At 72.6% G+C, this 16,463-nt stretch carries 11 protein-coding genes; 8 read left to right on the top strand and 3 right to left on the bottom strand.

Annotation, left to right across the window (positions count from 1 at the left end):
- Positions 1 to 1,923: SUKH-4 family immunity protein (locus tag ACFW01_RS30475; protein WP_384509001.1), on the top strand; the 1,923-nt coding region annotated here is incomplete at its 5' end.
- Positions 1,924 to 2,144: 221 nt separating this feature from the next.
- Positions 2,145 to 3,035 (top strand): cellulose-binding protein, encoded by an 891-nt coding sequence (locus ACFW01_RS30470; RefSeq protein WP_384508998.1) that lies wholly within the window; start codon positions 2,145 to 2,147, stop codon positions 3,033 to 3,035.
- 33 nt (positions 3,036 to 3,068) lie between these two features.
- On the opposite strand, the gene ACFW01_RS30465 is transcribed toward ACFW01_RS30470, so the two are convergent.
- A complete protein-coding gene (locus ACFW01_RS30465; protein ID WP_234961111.1) occupies positions 3,069 to 4,679 on the bottom strand; it encodes a cation acetate symporter in 1,611 nt (536 codons plus the stop codon).
- On the bottom strand, positions 4,676 to 5,134 hold the full coding sequence (locus ACFW01_RS30460; protein WP_234961110.1) for a DUF485 domain-containing protein: 459 nt from the start codon (positions 5,132 to 5,134) through the stop codon (positions 4,676 to 4,678). The genes ACFW01_RS30465 and ACFW01_RS30460 overlap by 4 nt, the downstream gene beginning before the upstream one ends.
- Positions 5,135 to 5,643: 509 nt before the next feature.
- On the opposite strand from ACFW01_RS30460, the gene ACFW01_RS30455 reads away from it, so the two are divergent.
- From ACFW01_RS30455 to mfd, 3 genes are all read left to right on the top strand, one after another.
- The gene (locus ACFW01_RS30455; RefSeq protein WP_122617011.1) at positions 5,644 to 6,432 is read left to right on the top strand and encodes an ABC transporter ATP-binding protein; all 789 of its coding nucleotides are present in this window, start codon (positions 5,644 to 5,646) and stop codon (positions 6,430 to 6,432) included.
- Complete coding sequence (locus ACFW01_RS30450; protein WP_384508994.1) at positions 6,429 to 8,993, top strand: ABC transporter permease; 2,565 nt, start codon at positions 6,429 to 6,431, stop codon at positions 8,991 to 8,993. Before ACFW01_RS30455 ends, ACFW01_RS30450 begins: the two co-directional genes overlap by 4 nt.
- A 402-nt stretch (positions 8,994 to 9,395) precedes the next feature.
- A complete protein-coding gene (gene mfd / locus ACFW01_RS30445; RefSeq protein ID WP_384508991.1) occupies positions 9,396 to 12,947 on the top strand; it encodes a transcription-repair coupling factor in 3,552 nt (1,183 codons plus the stop codon).
- A 99-nt stretch (positions 12,948 to 13,046) separates the two neighbouring features.
- Here mfd and ACFW01_RS30440 read toward each other — a convergent pair whose 3' ends face one another.
- Positions 13,047 to 13,244, bottom strand: coding sequence for an antitoxin (locus ACFW01_RS30440; protein WP_234961107.1), 198 nt, complete (start codon positions 13,242 to 13,244; stop codon positions 13,047 to 13,049).
- Between the two features lie 137 nt (positions 13,245 to 13,381).
- Between ACFW01_RS30440 and ACFW01_RS30435 the strand changes: the two genes are divergently transcribed.
- From ACFW01_RS30435 to pkaE, 3 genes are all read left to right on the top strand, one after another.
- Positions 13,382 to 14,152, top strand: a complete 771-nt coding sequence (locus ACFW01_RS30435) for an HNH endonuclease family protein (protein WP_384508987.1) — start codon at positions 13,382 to 13,384, stop codon at positions 14,150 to 14,152.
- 123 nt (positions 14,153 to 14,275) lie between these two features.
- Positions 14,276 to 14,860 (top strand): hypothetical protein, encoded by a 585-nt coding sequence (locus ACFW01_RS30430; RefSeq protein ID WP_384508984.1) that lies wholly within the window; start codon positions 14,276 to 14,278, stop codon positions 14,858 to 14,860.
- Between the two features lie 53 nt (positions 14,861 to 14,913).
- Positions 14,914 to 16,404: a serine/threonine protein kinase PkaE gene (gene pkaE, locus ACFW01_RS30425; protein ID WP_384509004.1), complete on the top strand. Its 1,491-nt coding sequence runs from the start codon at positions 14,914 to 14,916 to the stop codon at positions 16,402 to 16,404.
- Positions 16,405 to 16,463 lie beyond the last annotated feature (59 nt).

Genomic DNA, 16,463 nt, shown 5'->3' with positions numbered 1-16,463 from the left:
TCCGCGACGCCTCCGCCTCCGACCCCGGCCGGTGCTCCCGGCACCCCGGCTCCGGGTACGCCCGCGCCGCCGGCTCCGGGCGCGCCGGACGCCGGGGACATCGCCGACGCCGCGACCAGCAAGGCGGCGCCTCCGCCGCGCCGTGGCGGTGGCCCGACCACGCCGCCTCCGCCCGGTGCCCCGGGTGTGCCGGGCGGGCGGCCGGGCGCCACGCCGCCGCCGTCGGGGACTCCGGCGCCGGGTGCGCCGGCCGGCGGGTATGTGCCTACGCAGTTGGTGTCTTCGCTCGGGCCCGAGGGTCCGGGCGCGCCGGGTACGCCTGGCGGCTCGGGTGCGCAGGGTGGCTCGGGTGAGTCGGGTGGCTCGGGTGCGCAGGGTGGAACGGGCACGCCGCCTCCGCCTGGCGCGCCGCAGCCCCCTGTCGCACCGGGCACACCGCCCGGTACGCCCCCCGGTCCGCAGGCGCCCGGTACGCCGCCCCCGCCGAGTGCTCCGGGCGCCCCGGGTGGGACGCCGCCGGGCGGCATGCACCACGCCGCCACGATGCTGGCCGACCCGGGCCGCACGGGTGGCGGTGCGCCGCAGCCCCCGGGGCCTCCCGGGCCTCCCGGCGCCCCCGCGACTCCGGGCGCTCCGGGCGCTCCTGGGGCCCCCGGTGCGCCGGGCGCGCCCTCGGCTCCGGGCACGCCGCCTCCGCCCGCCGCTCCTGGTGCGCCCGCTGCGCAGGGCTCCTCGGGCGGCGCTGGCGGTGCCGTGCACCACGCGCAGACCGTGCTGGCCGCGCCCTCGCTCGGCGGGCCCGGTGGAGTCGGCGCGCCTCCGCCGCCGCCCGGCGCTCCGGGGGTCCCCGGAGGCGGGCAGCCGATGCCGCCGGGTGCCGTGCCGCCGCCCGGGCAGCCGATGCCCGGTCAGCCGCAGGCGTACGGCTATCCGCAGCCGCCCGCCGGTCAGCCGACCGTCGGTCCGGGCTACCAGGCCGTGCTCCGCTACCGCGCCCACGACGGCTCCGAGCAGCAGCTGATCCGGCGTTCGGCGCCGGGCACGCCGCACCCGGAGTGGCAGATGTTCCACGAGCTGCGCTCCATGAACGTCCCGCCGGACCAGGTGCTGGAGCTGCACACCGAGCTGGAGTCGTGCGAGCTGCCGGGCGCGTACTGCGCGCGGATGATCCGGGAGCAGTGGCCGCAGGCAAGGATCACCTCGATCGCCCCGTACGGCACGGACCATGCGAGCCGGCAGCAGGGCATGCGGCAACTGCTCGCGCACCAGGGCGAGCTGCACCAGGTGGCCGACGGGCCGGCCCGTCCGGCGCCGGTGCGCGCTCCGTTGCCGCAGGTGCAGCCGGCGCCGCCGGTTCCGCCGGAGGCGATCGGGCAGGAGCTGGGCGGCGCGTTCGGGCCGGGCGTCTTCCGGTTCGAGCAGGCCGCGGTCTCCCGGCAGGGGGTGCCGCCGGTCGTGGCGCACACGCTGGTGGCCGCGGGTCTGCCGATGGACATGGGGCCGTTCTTCTGGGCGCAGGCCCAGCCGGGGCGCCCGGTGCCCACGCTGGCGGAGCTGGCGGCCGAACGAGGGGTGCAGCCGGCCTCGGACGCGGGTTCGTACCTCGTCGTCGGCAGCGACTTCGGCCGCGCGATCTGTGTGCAGTACGGCACCGCGGCCATCGTGGCCGTGCCGGTGGAGGCGGGGCCGGGCGGTGCGCCGGTGCCGCCGCAGTTCGTGAACTCCGGGCTGCCGGAGTTCGCGCGTTCGCTGGCGCTGCTGGGCCGGATGTGGCGGCTCAGGTTCGGTCTGAACCAGGAGCAGGCGGGCCGCTGGACCGTCGACTTCCAGGCGCAGCTGGCCGCGCTGGACCCGGCTGCGCTCGGCTCGCCGGAGAGCTGGTGGTCGGTGCTGCTGGAGCAGATGTGGGACGGACTGCTGTAAGACGGCTGCGTGAGACGGCCTGCGTGAGACGGACTGCTGCGGGACGGGCTGCTGCCGCACGGCGGTGTTCGTGACGTATCGAAGGGCGGGGCCCGGTCGGCCGTGAGGCGACCGGGCCCCGCCCTTCGCGTGCGGTGTGTCGCATTATGGGGGCTTACATCCGATCCATAAAGTCGGTTAAGTCCATTTAGTGCGGCAGGTTCACCACAGGGGTGATCAGCATGAGCAGCGCAGCGGCGGCTCCCGACGGATTCGTGACCGTACGCGGGCGTGAGCGCGGCTACCGTCCGGAACAGGTGGAGGAGTGTGTCGCGGCGCTCTCCGACGACCGCGACGCGGCCTGGGAGCGGGCCGCCCGTCTCACCGTGCTCGCCCGGGAGATGGAGGAGGACCTGGGTGACCTGCTGGACGAGGTCGCCCAGCTCACCTCGCAGGACTACGAGGTGCTCGGGGAGGGCGCGCGGCGGTTGTTCCGGCTCTGTGAGGAGGAGGCCGAGGCCGTGCGGCAGCGGGCGCGCGACGCGGGGGGCGACTGGATGCGGGAAGCGCGGGCGTACGCCGACGGCGTGCTGGAAGCGGCGGGGGCGCAGGCCGGCGTGGTGCGCGCCGAGGCCGACGAACAGGCCCGGCAGCGGCTGCTCGTGGCGCGTGCGGAGGCCGACGAGGTGCGGATCCAGGCGCGGCGGGAGGTGAAGGCGGGGCGCGGGGAGGTGCTGTCCGTGCTGCGCGAGGCGCGCACGCGCACCGACGACACGCTCGCGGAGCAGGGCCGGGAGCACGCCGAGCGGCTGGCCGGAGTGGAGCGGGCCGAGCAGGAGCGGGCCGAGGCGCTGGACGCGCACCACGCGGAGGCGGTGGCCCGCGCCGAGCAGGAGGTGCGCGAGGCGGAGCGGGCGCTGGCCGAGGCGGGGGAGGCGGCCGGGCGGATGCGGGAGGAGGCCCGGGCCCGGGCGGCCGAGGTGGTCGCCGAGGCCCGGGTGCGGCAGGAGGAGATCGTCCGAGAGACGGAGCGGGTGCTGCGCGAGCACGGGGAGCGGTGGGACGAACTGCAGGCCCAGATGGCCTCCGTACGCAGCAATCTCAGTTCGCTGACCGGCCGGGCGGTCGAGTAGGGCCACCCGCGTCCCGCCCCGCGTCCCGCGTCGTCAGTCGCCCCTGCGCACTGCCCCCGCCAGGATCCACCCCTCCACCGCCTCGTACTGCCGGCGCTGCTCCTCGGCCTTGCGCCGGCCGGAGAGCATGGTGCCGATCCAGCCGCAGGCGAAGCCGAACGGGATGGAGACCAGACCGGTCGTGGTGAACGGGAACCAGTTGAAGTCGGCCTCGGGGAAGGCGGAGACGGGTGAGCCCGAGACCAGGTTGGTGCCTGGCATCAGCAGCAGGACGGCCAGCGAGCCGCCGATGAGGGTGGCGAGCATCCCGGTGCGGGTGTAGCGGCGCCAGAAGAGGCCGTAGACCAGGGCGGGGGCGATGGCCGAGGCGCCCAGGCAGAACGACAGCGTCACCAGCGGCTGCAGGCTGCGGTGCTGCACCAGGGTGGCCAGGACGATCGCCGGGACGCCGACGGCCAGCGCGGAGACGCGGGCGAGGGCCATCTCGCGGCGCGGTGACATCTCCTGCACGCGGGTGGCGAACACGTCGTGGGCCAGGGAGTTGGCGCAGGCGAGGATCATGCCGCCGACGGAGGCGAGCAGGGTGAGGAAGACGGCCGTGGTGACCATGGTGAACAGGAACGTTTCCGCGGTGGACACCTCCGCACCGAAGGCGGCCTGCGAGCCCAGCAGGTAGGCGGTGTTGCCCTGCGGGTCGACCGCGGCCACGACCGCCCGCCCCAGCAGCGCCGTCGCGCCGAAGCCGATGACCGTGACGACCAGCACGAACAGCGCCACGCTGGACACGGCCCAGGACATCGACCGGCGCACCTGGCGGGCCGAGGAGGCGGTGTACATGCGCATGGTGATGTGCGGGAGGCAGGCGCCGCCGAGTACGACCGTCAGGTGCGCGGTGATCATGTCCGCGTCGGGGTGGGGCCCGCCGGCGAACTGGAGACCCGAGTGCAGGAACGCCGAGCCGACCCCGCTGCGGTCCGCCGCCGCGCCGAACAGCGCGCCGGGGTCCCAGCCGAAGCGGTTGAGGATCAGTACGGCCACCACGGCGCCCGAGCCGAGCAGCATCACGATCTTGAGGATCTGGATGAGGGCGGTGCCCTTCATCCCGCCGATCGCCGCGTAGCTGATCATCAGCACGCCCAGCCCGATGATGCACCCGGTCTCCAGCGACTCGCCGGAGAAGCCGAGGACGAAGGCGAGCAGTTGGCCGGTGCCCGCGAGCTGCACCAGCATCAGCGGCAGCAGCGCGGCGAGGGTGACGGCGCAGGTGGCGACGCGGACGCTGCGGCCGGGCATCCGGCGGGCGAGCGCGTCGCCCATGGTGAACCGGCCCGCGTTGCGCAGGGGTTCGGCCAGCAGGAACATCAGCAGCATCAGGGAGAGCGCGGTGCTGAGCGCCAGCACGACACCGTCGTGGCCGAACAGGGCGATGACGCCGCTGGTGCCGAGGACGGACGCCGCCGAGATGTAGTCGCCCGCGATCGCGAGGCCGTTGCGCATGGGGGACAGGGAGCTGTACCCGGTGTAGAACTCGTCGAGGTCGTCCCGGTCGGGGCCGGTCATCACGCACAGCAGCAGCGTGACGGTGGCGACCGCGGTGAAGCCGACCAGGGACATGGTCTGCGCGTTGCCGCTGAACTCCGTCATCGTCCCGCCTCCCGCCGGGCGTTCAGTTCGGCCTCCTTGCGGATGCGGTCCGCGAGCGGGTCCACCCGGCGCCGGGCGGTCTGCTCGTAGAGCGCGATCGCCAGCCAGGTGACGGGCAGTTGGACCAGGGCGAGCAGCAGTCCGGTGGGCAGTCCGTCGGCGACGGTGCCGGTCATGAATCCGGGCGCGCAGGCGGACAGGATCAGGAACAGGGTGAAGTAGCCGAGCGCGGTGAGCGTGGCGGTGCGCCGCTGCCAGCGGTAGGCGCTGCGCAGGATCCGCAGGTCGCTGTGGTGCCCCAGCGGGTCGCGCCGCGGGGCGCGCCGGGTCGGGGTGTGGTGGGTCGGGGCGCGGTGGGACGGGGTGTGGTGCGTCGGGGCGTGGGGCGGGTACGGGGGTGCGGGGTGATGCGGTGGGGGGTGGTGGGGATACGACGGGGACGGGTCGTAGGACATCCCGGTTCTCCTTGCGCGGCTGGGTCCGAGCGGCGGACCGCAGGGGGAGGTGGGGGGTGGGGAGCCACGCACGTTACTCGTCAGTCACCTGGAGCGCTGCCTTTTGGCCGAACTGGTCGGTCGGTACGACCTGGCCGACGTGCTGGTTTGCCCCTCACGTGACGGGAGGGTGGAGGCTTGGTGCGTCTCGGGGTGGAGAGCGACCCTGAGACCGCTCCACCGAAGGGTGGACTGCCCCTAGGGGTACCTCCGTACTACGGCTCGGGGAGGGTTCGTACCGGCGGAGGACGAGAGGGACCGGGCGTCGTCCTTAATCTGGCCTTACGCCGCTGGGGGGCGGCAAACCGGACCCGTGGGGGTGGGGTTTTCCCCAGGAAAAGAGTGCGCTGAACACCAGCGCGCCCGCCCCACGGTTCCGGACAGACTCTTCGAGACAGCGGCACGGCGCACCCGCGGCAGTCCAACGGGGCACCGGCGGCTCACTCGATGACCGACATAGGAGACTTGACATGACATCGGCCGTAAGTATTCCCACGCACGGGGGCACCGGAGGGCGTACGGCCGTTGCCGCGCGAGCGCGGCAGGTCGTGAAGGCCTACGGGTCGGGTGAGACGCGGGTGGTCGCCCTCGACCACGTGGACGTGGACATCGACCGCGGTCGGTTCACCGCCATCATGGGGCCGTCGGGCTCCGGCAAGTCCACGCTGATGCACTGCCTGGCCGGTCTGGACACGGTCACCGGCGGGCAGATCTACCTCGACGAGACCGAGATCACCGGCCTCAAGGACAAGAAGCTCACGCGGCTGCGCCGGGACCGGATCGGCTTCATATTCCAGGCGTTCAACCTGCTCCCGACGCTCAACGCGATCGAGAACATCACGCTGCCCATGGACATCGCGGGCCGTAAGTACGACAAGGCGTGGCTGGACCGGGTCGTGGAGACCGTGGGGCTGGCCGGACGGCTCAAGCACCGGCCCACCCAGCTCTCCGGCGGCCAGCAGCAGCGGGTCGCGGTGGCGCGGGCACTGGCCGCCCGACCCGAGATCATCTTCGGCGACGAGCCCACCGGAAACCTCGACTCCCGCGCCGGTGCCGAGGTGCTGGGCTTCCTGCGCCGCTCGGTCACCGAACTGGGCCAGACCATCGTCATGGTCACCCACGACCCGGTCGCCGCGAGCTACGCGGACCGGGTGCTGTACCTCGCCGACGGCCGGATCGTCGACGAGATGCTGAGCCCGACCGCGGACGCCGTCCTCGACCGCATGAAGGACTTCGACGCCCGGGGGCGCACGTCATGACCGTCGTCAAGACCTCGATGCGCAACTTCCTCGCGCACAAGGGCCGGATGGCGCTCTCGGCGGTGGCGGTGCTGCTGTCGGTGGCGTTCGTGTGCGGCACCCTGGTGTTCACCGACACGATGAACACCACCTTCGACAAGCTCTTCGCGGTCACCTCGTCCGACGTGACGGTCATGCCGAAGGACGCCAAGGCCGAGGACACCCCGCAGAACGGCGTGCCCGAGGCCCTCCCGGCCGCCGCACTGGAGCGGGCCCGGGCCACCGAGGGCGTCAAGTCCGCCGAGGGCGTCGTCAGTTCGATGAACGTGACGGTCGTCAACAGCGACAACGACAACGTGGGCGCCACCAACGGCGCCCCGACGATCGCCGGCAACTGGACGAAGAACGACCTCCGGTCGATGGAGATCACCACCGGGCACGCCCCGCGCGGGCCCACCGAGGTGATGGTCGACGCCGACACCGCCGACAAGCACGACCTGAAGCTCGGCGACGAACTGCGCACCATCGCGCAGACCGGCGACTTCACGGCGGAGATCGTCGGCATCGCCTCCTTCACGGTGACCAACCCCGGCGCCGCCGTCGTCTACTTCGACACGGCCACCGCCCAGAGCGAACTGCTCGGCGCGACCGGCAAGTTCACCCAGCTCAACCTCACCGCCGAGGCCGGTGTCTCCGACACGCGGCTCAAGCAGAACGTCGCCTCGTCCCTGGACGGCGCCTACAAGGTCCAGACGGCCAAGGAGAACTCCGACGAGAACCGCGAGGGCATCGGCGAGTTCATGAACGTCATCAAGTACGCCATGCTCGGCTTCGCCGGGATCGCGTTCCTGGTGGGCATCTTCCTCATCATCAACACCTTCTCCATGCTGGTCGCCCAGCGCACCCGCGAGATCGGCCTGATGCGGGCCATCGGCTCCTCCCGCCGGCAGGTCAACCGCTCCGTGCTGGTCGAGGCGCTGCTCCTGGGCATCGTCGGCTCCGTCCTCGGCGTCGCGGCCGGAGTCGGCATCGCCATCGGCCTGATGAAGCTGATGTCCGCCGCGGGCATGAACCTGTCCACCGACGACCTGACCATCAAGACGGCGACCCCCGTGATCGGCCTGGTCCTCGGCGTCGTGGTCACCGTCCTGGCCGCCTACCTGCCGGCCCGCCGCGCCGGCAAGATCTCCCCGATGGCCGCCCTGCGCGACGCCGGTACGCCGGCCGACGTCAAGGCCGGCTGGATACGCGGCCTGATCGGCCTGGTGCTCACCGGCTCCGGTGCCGCGGCCCTGCTCACGGCGGCCGGCGCCGACAAGGCGAGCGAGGGTTCGCTGATGCTCGGCGCGGGCATCGTGCTCTCCCTCATCGGCTTCGTCGTCATCGGCCCGCTGCTGGCCGGCTTCGTGGTCCGGGTCATCAGCGCGGTGCTGCTGCGGGCCTTCGGCCCCGTCGGCCGGCTGGCCGAGCGCAACGCCCTGCGCAACCCGCGCCGCACCGGTGCCACGGGCGCCGCCCTGATGATCGGCCTCGCGCTGGTGGCCTGTCTCTCCGTGGTCGGCTCCTCCATGGTCGCCTCGGCCACCAGCGAGCTGGACAAGACGGTCGGCGCGGACTTCATCGTCCAGGGCAACCAGCGGATCGTGCCGAAGGCCGAGAAGGCGATGCAGGACACGCCCGGCCTGGAGCACGTCACCCGCTACAAGATGCTCGACGCCACGCTGACCTCGCCCGACGGCAAGACCGACGACGACGGCGTCACGGCCGCCGACCCGACCTACGCCGAGGACGTCCGCCGCGCCACGACCGAGGGCAAGCTCTCCGCCGCCTACGGGGCGGACGCCATGTCCGTCGGCTCGGACTACGCCGAGAAGCACGGTGTCCACGTCGGCGACACCCTCTCGGTCGCCTTCAAGGGCGGCGAGACCGCGAAGCTCAAGGTCGCCGCGATCACGAGCGACGACGTAGCCATCGACCAGGGCGCCCGGTACATCAGCATCGACACGATGCGGAAGTACCTGCCGGCCGAGAGCGTCCCGCCGAACACGATCATGTTCGCCAAGGCCGAGGACGGCAAGAGCGACCAGGCGTACGCGGCGCTGAAGAAGTCCATGGACGCCTACCCGCAGTACCAGGTGGCCGACCAGACCGACTACAAGCAGGAGCTGAAGGACCAGGTCGGCCAGTTGCTGAACATGGTCTACGGCCTGCTCGCCCTGGCGATCATCGTCGCGGTCCTCGGTGTGGTGAACACCCTGGCCCTCTCGGTGGTCGAGCGGACCCGCGAGATCGGCCTGATGCGGGCGATCGGACTCTCCCGCCGCCAACTGCGCCGCATGATCCGCATGGAGTCCGTCGTCATCGCCCTCTTCGGCGCGCTGCTCGGCCTCGGACTGGGCATGGGCTGGGGAGCCACGGCGCAGAAGCTCCTCGCCCTGGAGGGACTGAACGTCCTGGACATCCCCTGGCCGACGATCATCGGCGTCTTCATCGGCTCGGCCTTCGTGGGCCTGTTCGCCGCCCTGGTCCCGGCCTTCCGCGCGGGCCGCATGAACGTCCTGAACGCCATCGCGACGGAGTAGCACCCGACAGCCACCGCACACGGGGGTTGCGGGGGAACCCGGCGCCGGAAGCCACGAGGCTCCCGGCGCCGGCTCTTTTGCGGGTGCACTACGGGCGTCCCTTTCCGATCCCACCGAGCGGTCCGTCCCTCCGGGCGTCCCCTTTCCATCCGACCGGGCCGTCCGTCACCCCGGGCGTCCACCTTTCCCCCCCACCGAGTCGGGTGGTGGGTGGGCATAGGCCCGGGGGGTCCAGGGTGCGGAGCCCCCTGGTACGGCCACCGCGACGCCGCCCACCCCGCACCCGGCGTCATCCACAGCCCCCGACGCACCCGCGCCAGGCGACGTACGCTGGACACCCCCGGCCCCACGCGCGTCGGGCTACTCGTGTTGCCCCACCCCAGGACGGAAAGCGCCCCCTCCATGAGCCTGCACGGTCTGCTCGACGCCGTCGTCAAGGACACCGCCCTCGCGGAAGCGATCTCGGCGGCCGCAGACGGCAACCGCATGCACGTCGATCTGGTCGGCCCACCCGCGGCCCGCCCCTTCGCCATCGCCGCCCTGGCCCGCGAGACGTCCCGTCCCGTCCTGGCGGTGACGGCGACGGGTCGCGAGGCGGAGGACCTCGCCGCGGCCCTGCGCTCCCTCCTGCCCCCCGAGGGAGTCGTCGAGTACCCCTCCTGGGAGACCCTCCCGCACGAGCGCCTCAGCCCGCGCAGCGACACCGTCGGCCGCCGCCTGGCCGTCCTGCGGCGCCTGGCCCACCCCCGCCCCGACGACCCGGAGACCGGCCCGGTCTCCGTCGTCGTGGCGCCCGTCAGGTCCGTACTCCAGCCGCAGGTCAAGGGCCTCGGCGACCTGGAGCCGGTGGCCCTGCGCACCGGACAGACCGCCGACCTGAACGAGATCGTGGAAGCCCTCGCGGCAGCCGCGTACGCGCGCGTGGAGCTGGTGGAGAAGCGCGGTGAGTTCGCCGTCCGCGGCGGCATCCTGGACGTCTTCCCGCCGACCGAGGAGCACCCCCTCCGCGTCGAGTTCTGGGGCGACGACGTCGAGGAGATCCGCTATTTCAAGGTCGCCGACCAGCGCTCCCTGGAGGTCGCCGAACACGGCCTGTGGGCTCCGCCCTGCCGCGAGCTGCTGCTGACCCCGGACGTGCGCGAGCGCGCCGCCGCCCTCGCCGAGGCCCACCCCGAGCTGGGCGAACTGCTCGGCAAGATCGCCGAGGGCATCGCGGTCGAGGGCATGGAGTCCCTGGCCCCCGTCCTCGTCGACGACATGGAGCTGCTCCTCGACGTGCTGCCCAAGGGCGCCATGGCCGTGGTCTGCGACCCGGAGCGGGTGCGTACCCGCGCCGCCGACCTGGTGGCGACCTCGCAGGAGTTCCTCCAGGCGTCCTGGGCCGCCACCGCCGGCGGCGGAGAGGCGCCGATCGACGTCGACGCGGCCTCCCTGTGGTCCATCGCCGACGTCCGGGACCGGGCCCGCGAGCTGGACATGATGTGGTGGTCGGTGTCGCCGTTCGCCGCCGACGACGCCCTCGACGAGGCCGACACCCTCAAGCTCGGCATGCACGCCACCGAGACCTACCGCGGCGACACCGCCAAGGCACTGGCCGACACCAAGGGCTGGCTCGCCGACGGCTGGCGCGCGGTCTACGTCACCGAGGGCCACGGCCCGGCCGCCCGCACCGTCGAGGTACTCGGCGGCGAGGGCATCGCGGCCCGGCTCACTGCGTCCCATGGGAAAACGGGCGACCTGGGCACCCTCAGCCCCTCCGTCGTGCACGTCGCCTGCGGCTCGATCGACCACGGCTTCGTCGACCGGACCCTCCGGCTCGCCGTCCTCACCGAGACCGACCTGACCGGCCAGAAGGCCGCGGGCCGCGAGGGCGCGCGGATGCCCGCCCGGCGCCGCAAGACCATCGACCCGCTCACCCTGGAGACCGGCGACTACATCGTCCACGAGCAGCACGGCGTGGGCCGCTACATCGAGATGGTGCAGCGCACCGTGCAGGGCGCCACCCGCGAGTACCTGGTCGTGGAGTACGCCCCCGCCAAGCGCGGCCAGCCCGGCGACCGGCTCTACATCCCCACCGACCAGCTGGAGCAGATCACCAAGTACGTCGGCGGCGAGGCCCCCACCCTGCACCGTCTCGGCGGCGCCGACTGGACCAAGACCAAGGCCCGCGCGAAGAAGGCGGTCAAGGAGATCGCCGCCGACCTGATCAAGCTCTACAGCGCGCGGATGGCGGCCCCGGGACACGCCTTCGGCGCCGACACGCCCTGGCAGCGCGAGCTGGAGGACGCCTTCCCCTACGCCGAGACCCCGGACCAGCTCACCACCATCGCCGAGGTCAAGGACGACATGGAGAAGACGGTCCCCATGGACCGCCTGATCTGCGGCGACGTCGGCTACGGCAAGACCGAGATCGCGGTCCGCGCCGCCTTCAAGGCGGTCCAGGACGGCAAGCAGGTCGCCGTACTCGTGCCGACGACCCTCCTGGTCCAGCAGCACTTCGGGACGTTCGGCGAGCGGTACGCCCAGTTCCCGGTGAACGTGAAGGCGCTGTCCCGCTTCCAGACCGACACCGAGTCGAAGGCGACCCTGGAGGGCCTGCGCGAGGGCTCGGTGGACATCGTCATCGGCACCCACCGGCTGTTCTCCTCCGAGACCAAGTTCAAGGACCTCGGCCTGGTCATCGTCGACGAGGAGCAGCGCTTCGGCGTCGAGCACAAGGAGCAGCTGAAGAAGCTCCGCGCCAACGTCGACGTGCTGACCATGTCCGCCACCCCCATCCCGCGCACCCTGGAGATGGCGGTCACCGGCATCCGCGAGATGTCCACCATCACCACCCCGCCGGAGGAGCGCCACCCGGTGCTGACCTTCGTCGGCCCCTACGAGCAGAAGCAGATCGGCGCCGCCGTCCGCCGCGAGCTGCTGCGCGAGGGCCAGGTCTTCTACATCCACAACCGCGTCGAGTCCATCGACCGCGCGGCGGCCCGGCTGCGCGAGATCGTCCCCGAGGCGCGCATCGCCACCGCCCACGGCCAGATGTCCGAGCAGGCCCTCGAGCAGGTGGTCGTCGACTTCTGGGAGAAGAAGTTCGACGTGCTCGTCTCCACCACCATCGTCGAGTCCGGCATCGACATCTCCAACGCCAACACCCTCATCGTCGAGCGCGGCGACAACTTCGGCCTCAGCCAGCTCCACCAGCTGCGCGGCCGGGTCGGCCGAGGACGGGAGCGCGGCTACGCGTACTTCCTCTACCCGCCGGAGAAGCCCCTGACGGAGACGGCGCACGAGCGGCTCGCCACCATCGCCCAGCACACCGAGATGGGCGCGGGCATGTACGTGGCGATGAAGGACCTGGAGATCCGCGGCGCGGGCAACCTGCTCGGCGGCGAGCAGTCCGGCCACATCGCCGGCGTCGGCTTCGACCTGTACGTGCGCATGGTCGGCGAGGCGGTCGCCGACTACCGGGCCTCGCTGGAGGGCGGTGTGGAGGAGGAGCCGCCGCTGGAGGTCAAGATCGAGCTGCCGGTCGACGCGCACGTCCCGCACGACTACGCGCCTGGCGAGCGGCTGCGCCTGCAGGCGTACCGGTCCATCGCCTCCGCCAACAGCGAGGAGGACATCAAGGCGGTACGCGAGGAACTCGTCGACCGCTACGGCAAGCTGCCCGAGCCGGTGGAGAACCTGCTGCTGGTCGCGGGCCTGCGGATGCTCGCGCGGGCGTGCGCCGTCGGTGAGATCGTGCTCCAGGGCAACAACATCCGCTTCGCGCCGGTGGAGTTGCGCGAGTCCCAGGAGCTGAGGCTGAAGCGGCTCTACCCCGGCAGCGTCATCAAGGCGGGCACCCGCCAGGTCCTCGTACCGCGCCCGAAGACCGCGAAGGTCGGCGGCAAGCCGCTGCTCGGGCGGGAACTGCTCGGCTGGGTGGGGGAGTTCCTGACCTCGATCCTGGGGTCGTAGCGCGAGCCGGACTGGACGTGGCGGAGGGCGGAAACGCGAAGCCCGTCCAGGGGACACGTCCCGTGGACGGGCTTCGGCGGTTGTGGACGTGCGGAGCGGCTACCGCTGCTCCGGCCGGTCGCCGCCCTCGCGCCCGAAGCCGAGCTTCCCCTCGGCCTGCTGCTGCGCGGCGTCGACCTGCTTCTCGTACTTGCCGCCGGTCCGCTGGTTGACCTGGCGCTCGGCGGCGTCGGACATCTTCCTTGATTTGTCCTTGTCCTTGCCGGCCATGCTCTTGACCTTGTCGAGGATGCCCATGCAGCAGCTCCTTCCGAGACGTGACTCACTTTCGAAGGTACGGCAGGTATGTCCGACATGCCCAATTAAGCCCTCTATGGTCTGGACCTCTCCGTCGCTACGGTGATACCAGCGATCGAGTCGGGGGAGGGACGCGCATGACGCGGCACAGCAGGATCCGTACCGGATGGACCGCGGGCGCGGCCCTCGCACTGGCCCTGGTCAGCGGATGCGAGGGCCTGGAGGGCGACGCGGCCGCCCCCACCGAGAGCGGCGCCGCCGCCCCGGCCGCCGGACCGGCCGTCAGCCCGCTGCGCAACCCGGACGGCACCGGCCCCGGCCTCGCCCCGGTCACCGGCGACGGCCCCGAGGCCACCGCCCGGGGGCTCATCGAGGACCTGGAGACCAAGGGCCGCGGCCCGAAGACGGGATACGACCGCGACGAGTTCGGCTACGCCTGGATGGACTCCGCCGACGGCGTCCCCCTCGCCCGCAACGGCTGCGACACGCGCAACGACCTCCTCAAGCGCGACGGCCAGGAGGTCCGCTTCCGCTCCGGCTCGGACTGCGTGGTCGTCGCGATGAGCCTCGACGACCCCTACACCGGCACGACCATCGAGTGGCGCAAGCAGGAGGCGAGCGAGGTCCAGATCGACCACGTCGTGCCGCTGTCCTACAGCTGGCAGATGGGCTCCTCGCGATGGACGGAGAGCAAGCGCGAGCAACTGGCCAACGACCCGCTCAACCTGATCCCCGTCCAGGGCCGTGCCAACTCCGCCAAGCGCGACTCCGGACCCGCCTCCTGGCTCCCGCCGGCCAAGCCGGTCCGGTGCGCGTACGCGGTCCGCTTCGCCCAGGTCGCCGCCAAGTACGAACTGGCGGTGACCGCACCCGACCGCGAGGCGATGCTCCGCCAGTGCGGCGGCTGACACCGCCCCCGGCCGGCCGGAGTGATCAGGTCGACAACGGTTCGGTACAACCCGGGGCCGCCCGTCGGTGTCGGCCTATACGCTCGACGCGACATCCGCCCGTTCCAGGTACCAGGAGCAGCCATGCACGGCCACGGCTACACGCAGCCGGTGAAGCAGCCGCCCTCACCCGGGTATCTGGTCTCCATGCGCGTGCTGTTCGTGACCCTGTCGGTCCTCACCTGCGGCTTCCTCACCTGGGTGATGCTGCTGCGGCTGGCGGTCGTCACCCGCAGGTCCGTGGACTGGGGCCTGTTCGTGGCGGTCCTGGCCGTCGACATCCTCAGCATCGTGCTGATCGGGACCGAGCCCGGCGACGAGATCCACACCCCCGGCGGCTACACCGGACTCGCGCTGCTGCTCATCACACTCGTGGCCGTCATCGCCTACTACATCGCGGCCGACGTGCGCCACTTCCAGCAGCAGCGGTACGGCGGCTACGCCCCGACCCCGACCCCAGGCTACGGCTACCCGCAGCAGCCCTCCTCGCCGTTCACGGCCACCACCGTGCCGCAGAACGCCCCGCCGCGGACCACACCGCCGCCCCCGCGGCAGGCGCCGCCCCCGCCCGCCCGCATCGACCAGGTCCGCGCCGAACTCGACGAACTCAGCGACTACCTGCGCCGCCACGACGGCAACGGTGGCGCCGGCCCCCAGGGCGGAACGTGAGCGCGCGGCAGGCGACCGGCGCGACAGGACGCGTCGTCGCCGACCGCTACGAGCTGTCCCAACTCGTCGGGCAGGGCGGCATGGGCCAGGTCTGGACGGCGTATGACCGACGGCTCGACCGGCGCGTGGCCGTCAAGCTGCTGCGCCCCGACAAGGTCGCCGGGCAGGAGGCCGACGAACTGCGCCGCCGGTTCGTCCGCGAGTGCCGGGTCACCGCCCAGGTCGACCACCCCGGCCTGGTCACGGTGCACGACGCGGGCAGCGAGGGCGAGGAACTCTTCCTCGTCATGCAGTACGTCGACGGCGCCGACCTCGCCGACCACCTCGCCGAACACGACCCCTACCCGTGGCAGTGGGCCGTCGCGGTCGCCGCGCAACTGTGCGCCGTACTGAGCGCCGTGCACGCCGTGCCGATCGTCCACCGCGACCTCAAACCGCGCAACGTGATGGTGAAGCAGGACGGCACCGTCACCGTCCTCGACCTCGGCGTCGCCTCCGTCATGGACGCCGACACCACCCGCCTCACCCATACCGGCACCCCCATCGGCTCGCCCGCCTACATGTCGCCCGAGCAGGCCATGGGCGGCGCCGTCGGCCCGTACACCGACCTGTACGCACTCGGCGTCGTCCTGCACGAACTGCTCAGCGGCGACGTGCCGTTCGCCGGTTCCACCGCGCTCGGCGTGCTCCACCGCCACCTGTACGAACCGCCGCTGCCCGTGCGCCGCGTCCGCCCCGAGGTCCCCGAGGCGCTCGAAGCCCTCGTCCTGCGGCTGCTCGCCAAGGACCCGCAGCACCGCCCCGACTCCGCCCAGGAGGTCTACGAACACCTGGCGCTGCTGCTCCCCGCCCGCGGGATGCCCACCGGCCGCGCGCTGGACCCCACCCGTCCCTTCGTCCGCCCGCACGCCCCCTGGCCCGACCGCGCCCGCACCCCCGCCCCGCAGCCGGCCCCCGTGCCGCCCACCGCGGAGGCCGCCAAGCCGGACGTCGCCCGCGCCGTCGACGAGGTCAAACGCCTCCTCGGCGAGGGCCGCATCACCCAGGCCGTCGACATCCTCGGCGCCATCCTGCCCACCGCCGCCGAACAGCACGGCGAACGCTCCCCGGTCGTCCGCACCCTGCGCAAGCAGTACGCGGCCACCCTCATGGACGACGGCCAGTACCGGCGCGCCCTGCCCGAACTGCGCCGCCTCGCCGACGAACGCGCCGCCGAGGCCGGCCACGCCGACCCGCAGTCCCTGCGCCACCGCTACGACGCCGCCCAGTGCCTGGAACAGCTCGGCGAACCGGCCGCCGCCCTGGCCGAGTACCGCGCGCTGCTCCCGTACTACGAGAACCAGTACGTCGCCGGCGACCCCGACCTCGCCCACGACGTCCGCCGCCGCGTCGGCCACCTGCTGCTCGCCCTCGGCGACCGCCCCGGCGCCCACGACACGCTGGCCCGGCTGCTGCACGACGTGGAGCGCGTCCACGGCCCCGGCCACCCGCTCGCCGCCGACGTCCGGCGGACGCTCCACTGGCTGGGCCGGATGCGCGGCTGAGGACCCCGCCGACGCGCGGCGGCGGGGCGGTGCCCGAAGTCCAGGTGAATCGTTGGTCC

Origin of the sequence: Streptomyces sp. NPDC058985 (assembly GCF_042740985.1) — a bacterium.
Classification (GTDB): Bacteria; Actinomycetota; Actinomycetes; order Streptomycetales; family Streptomycetaceae; genus Streptomyces.
The sequence above is the reverse complement of the archived record's forward strand: the minus strand, read 5'-3'. Positions and strand labels throughout refer to the sequence as shown.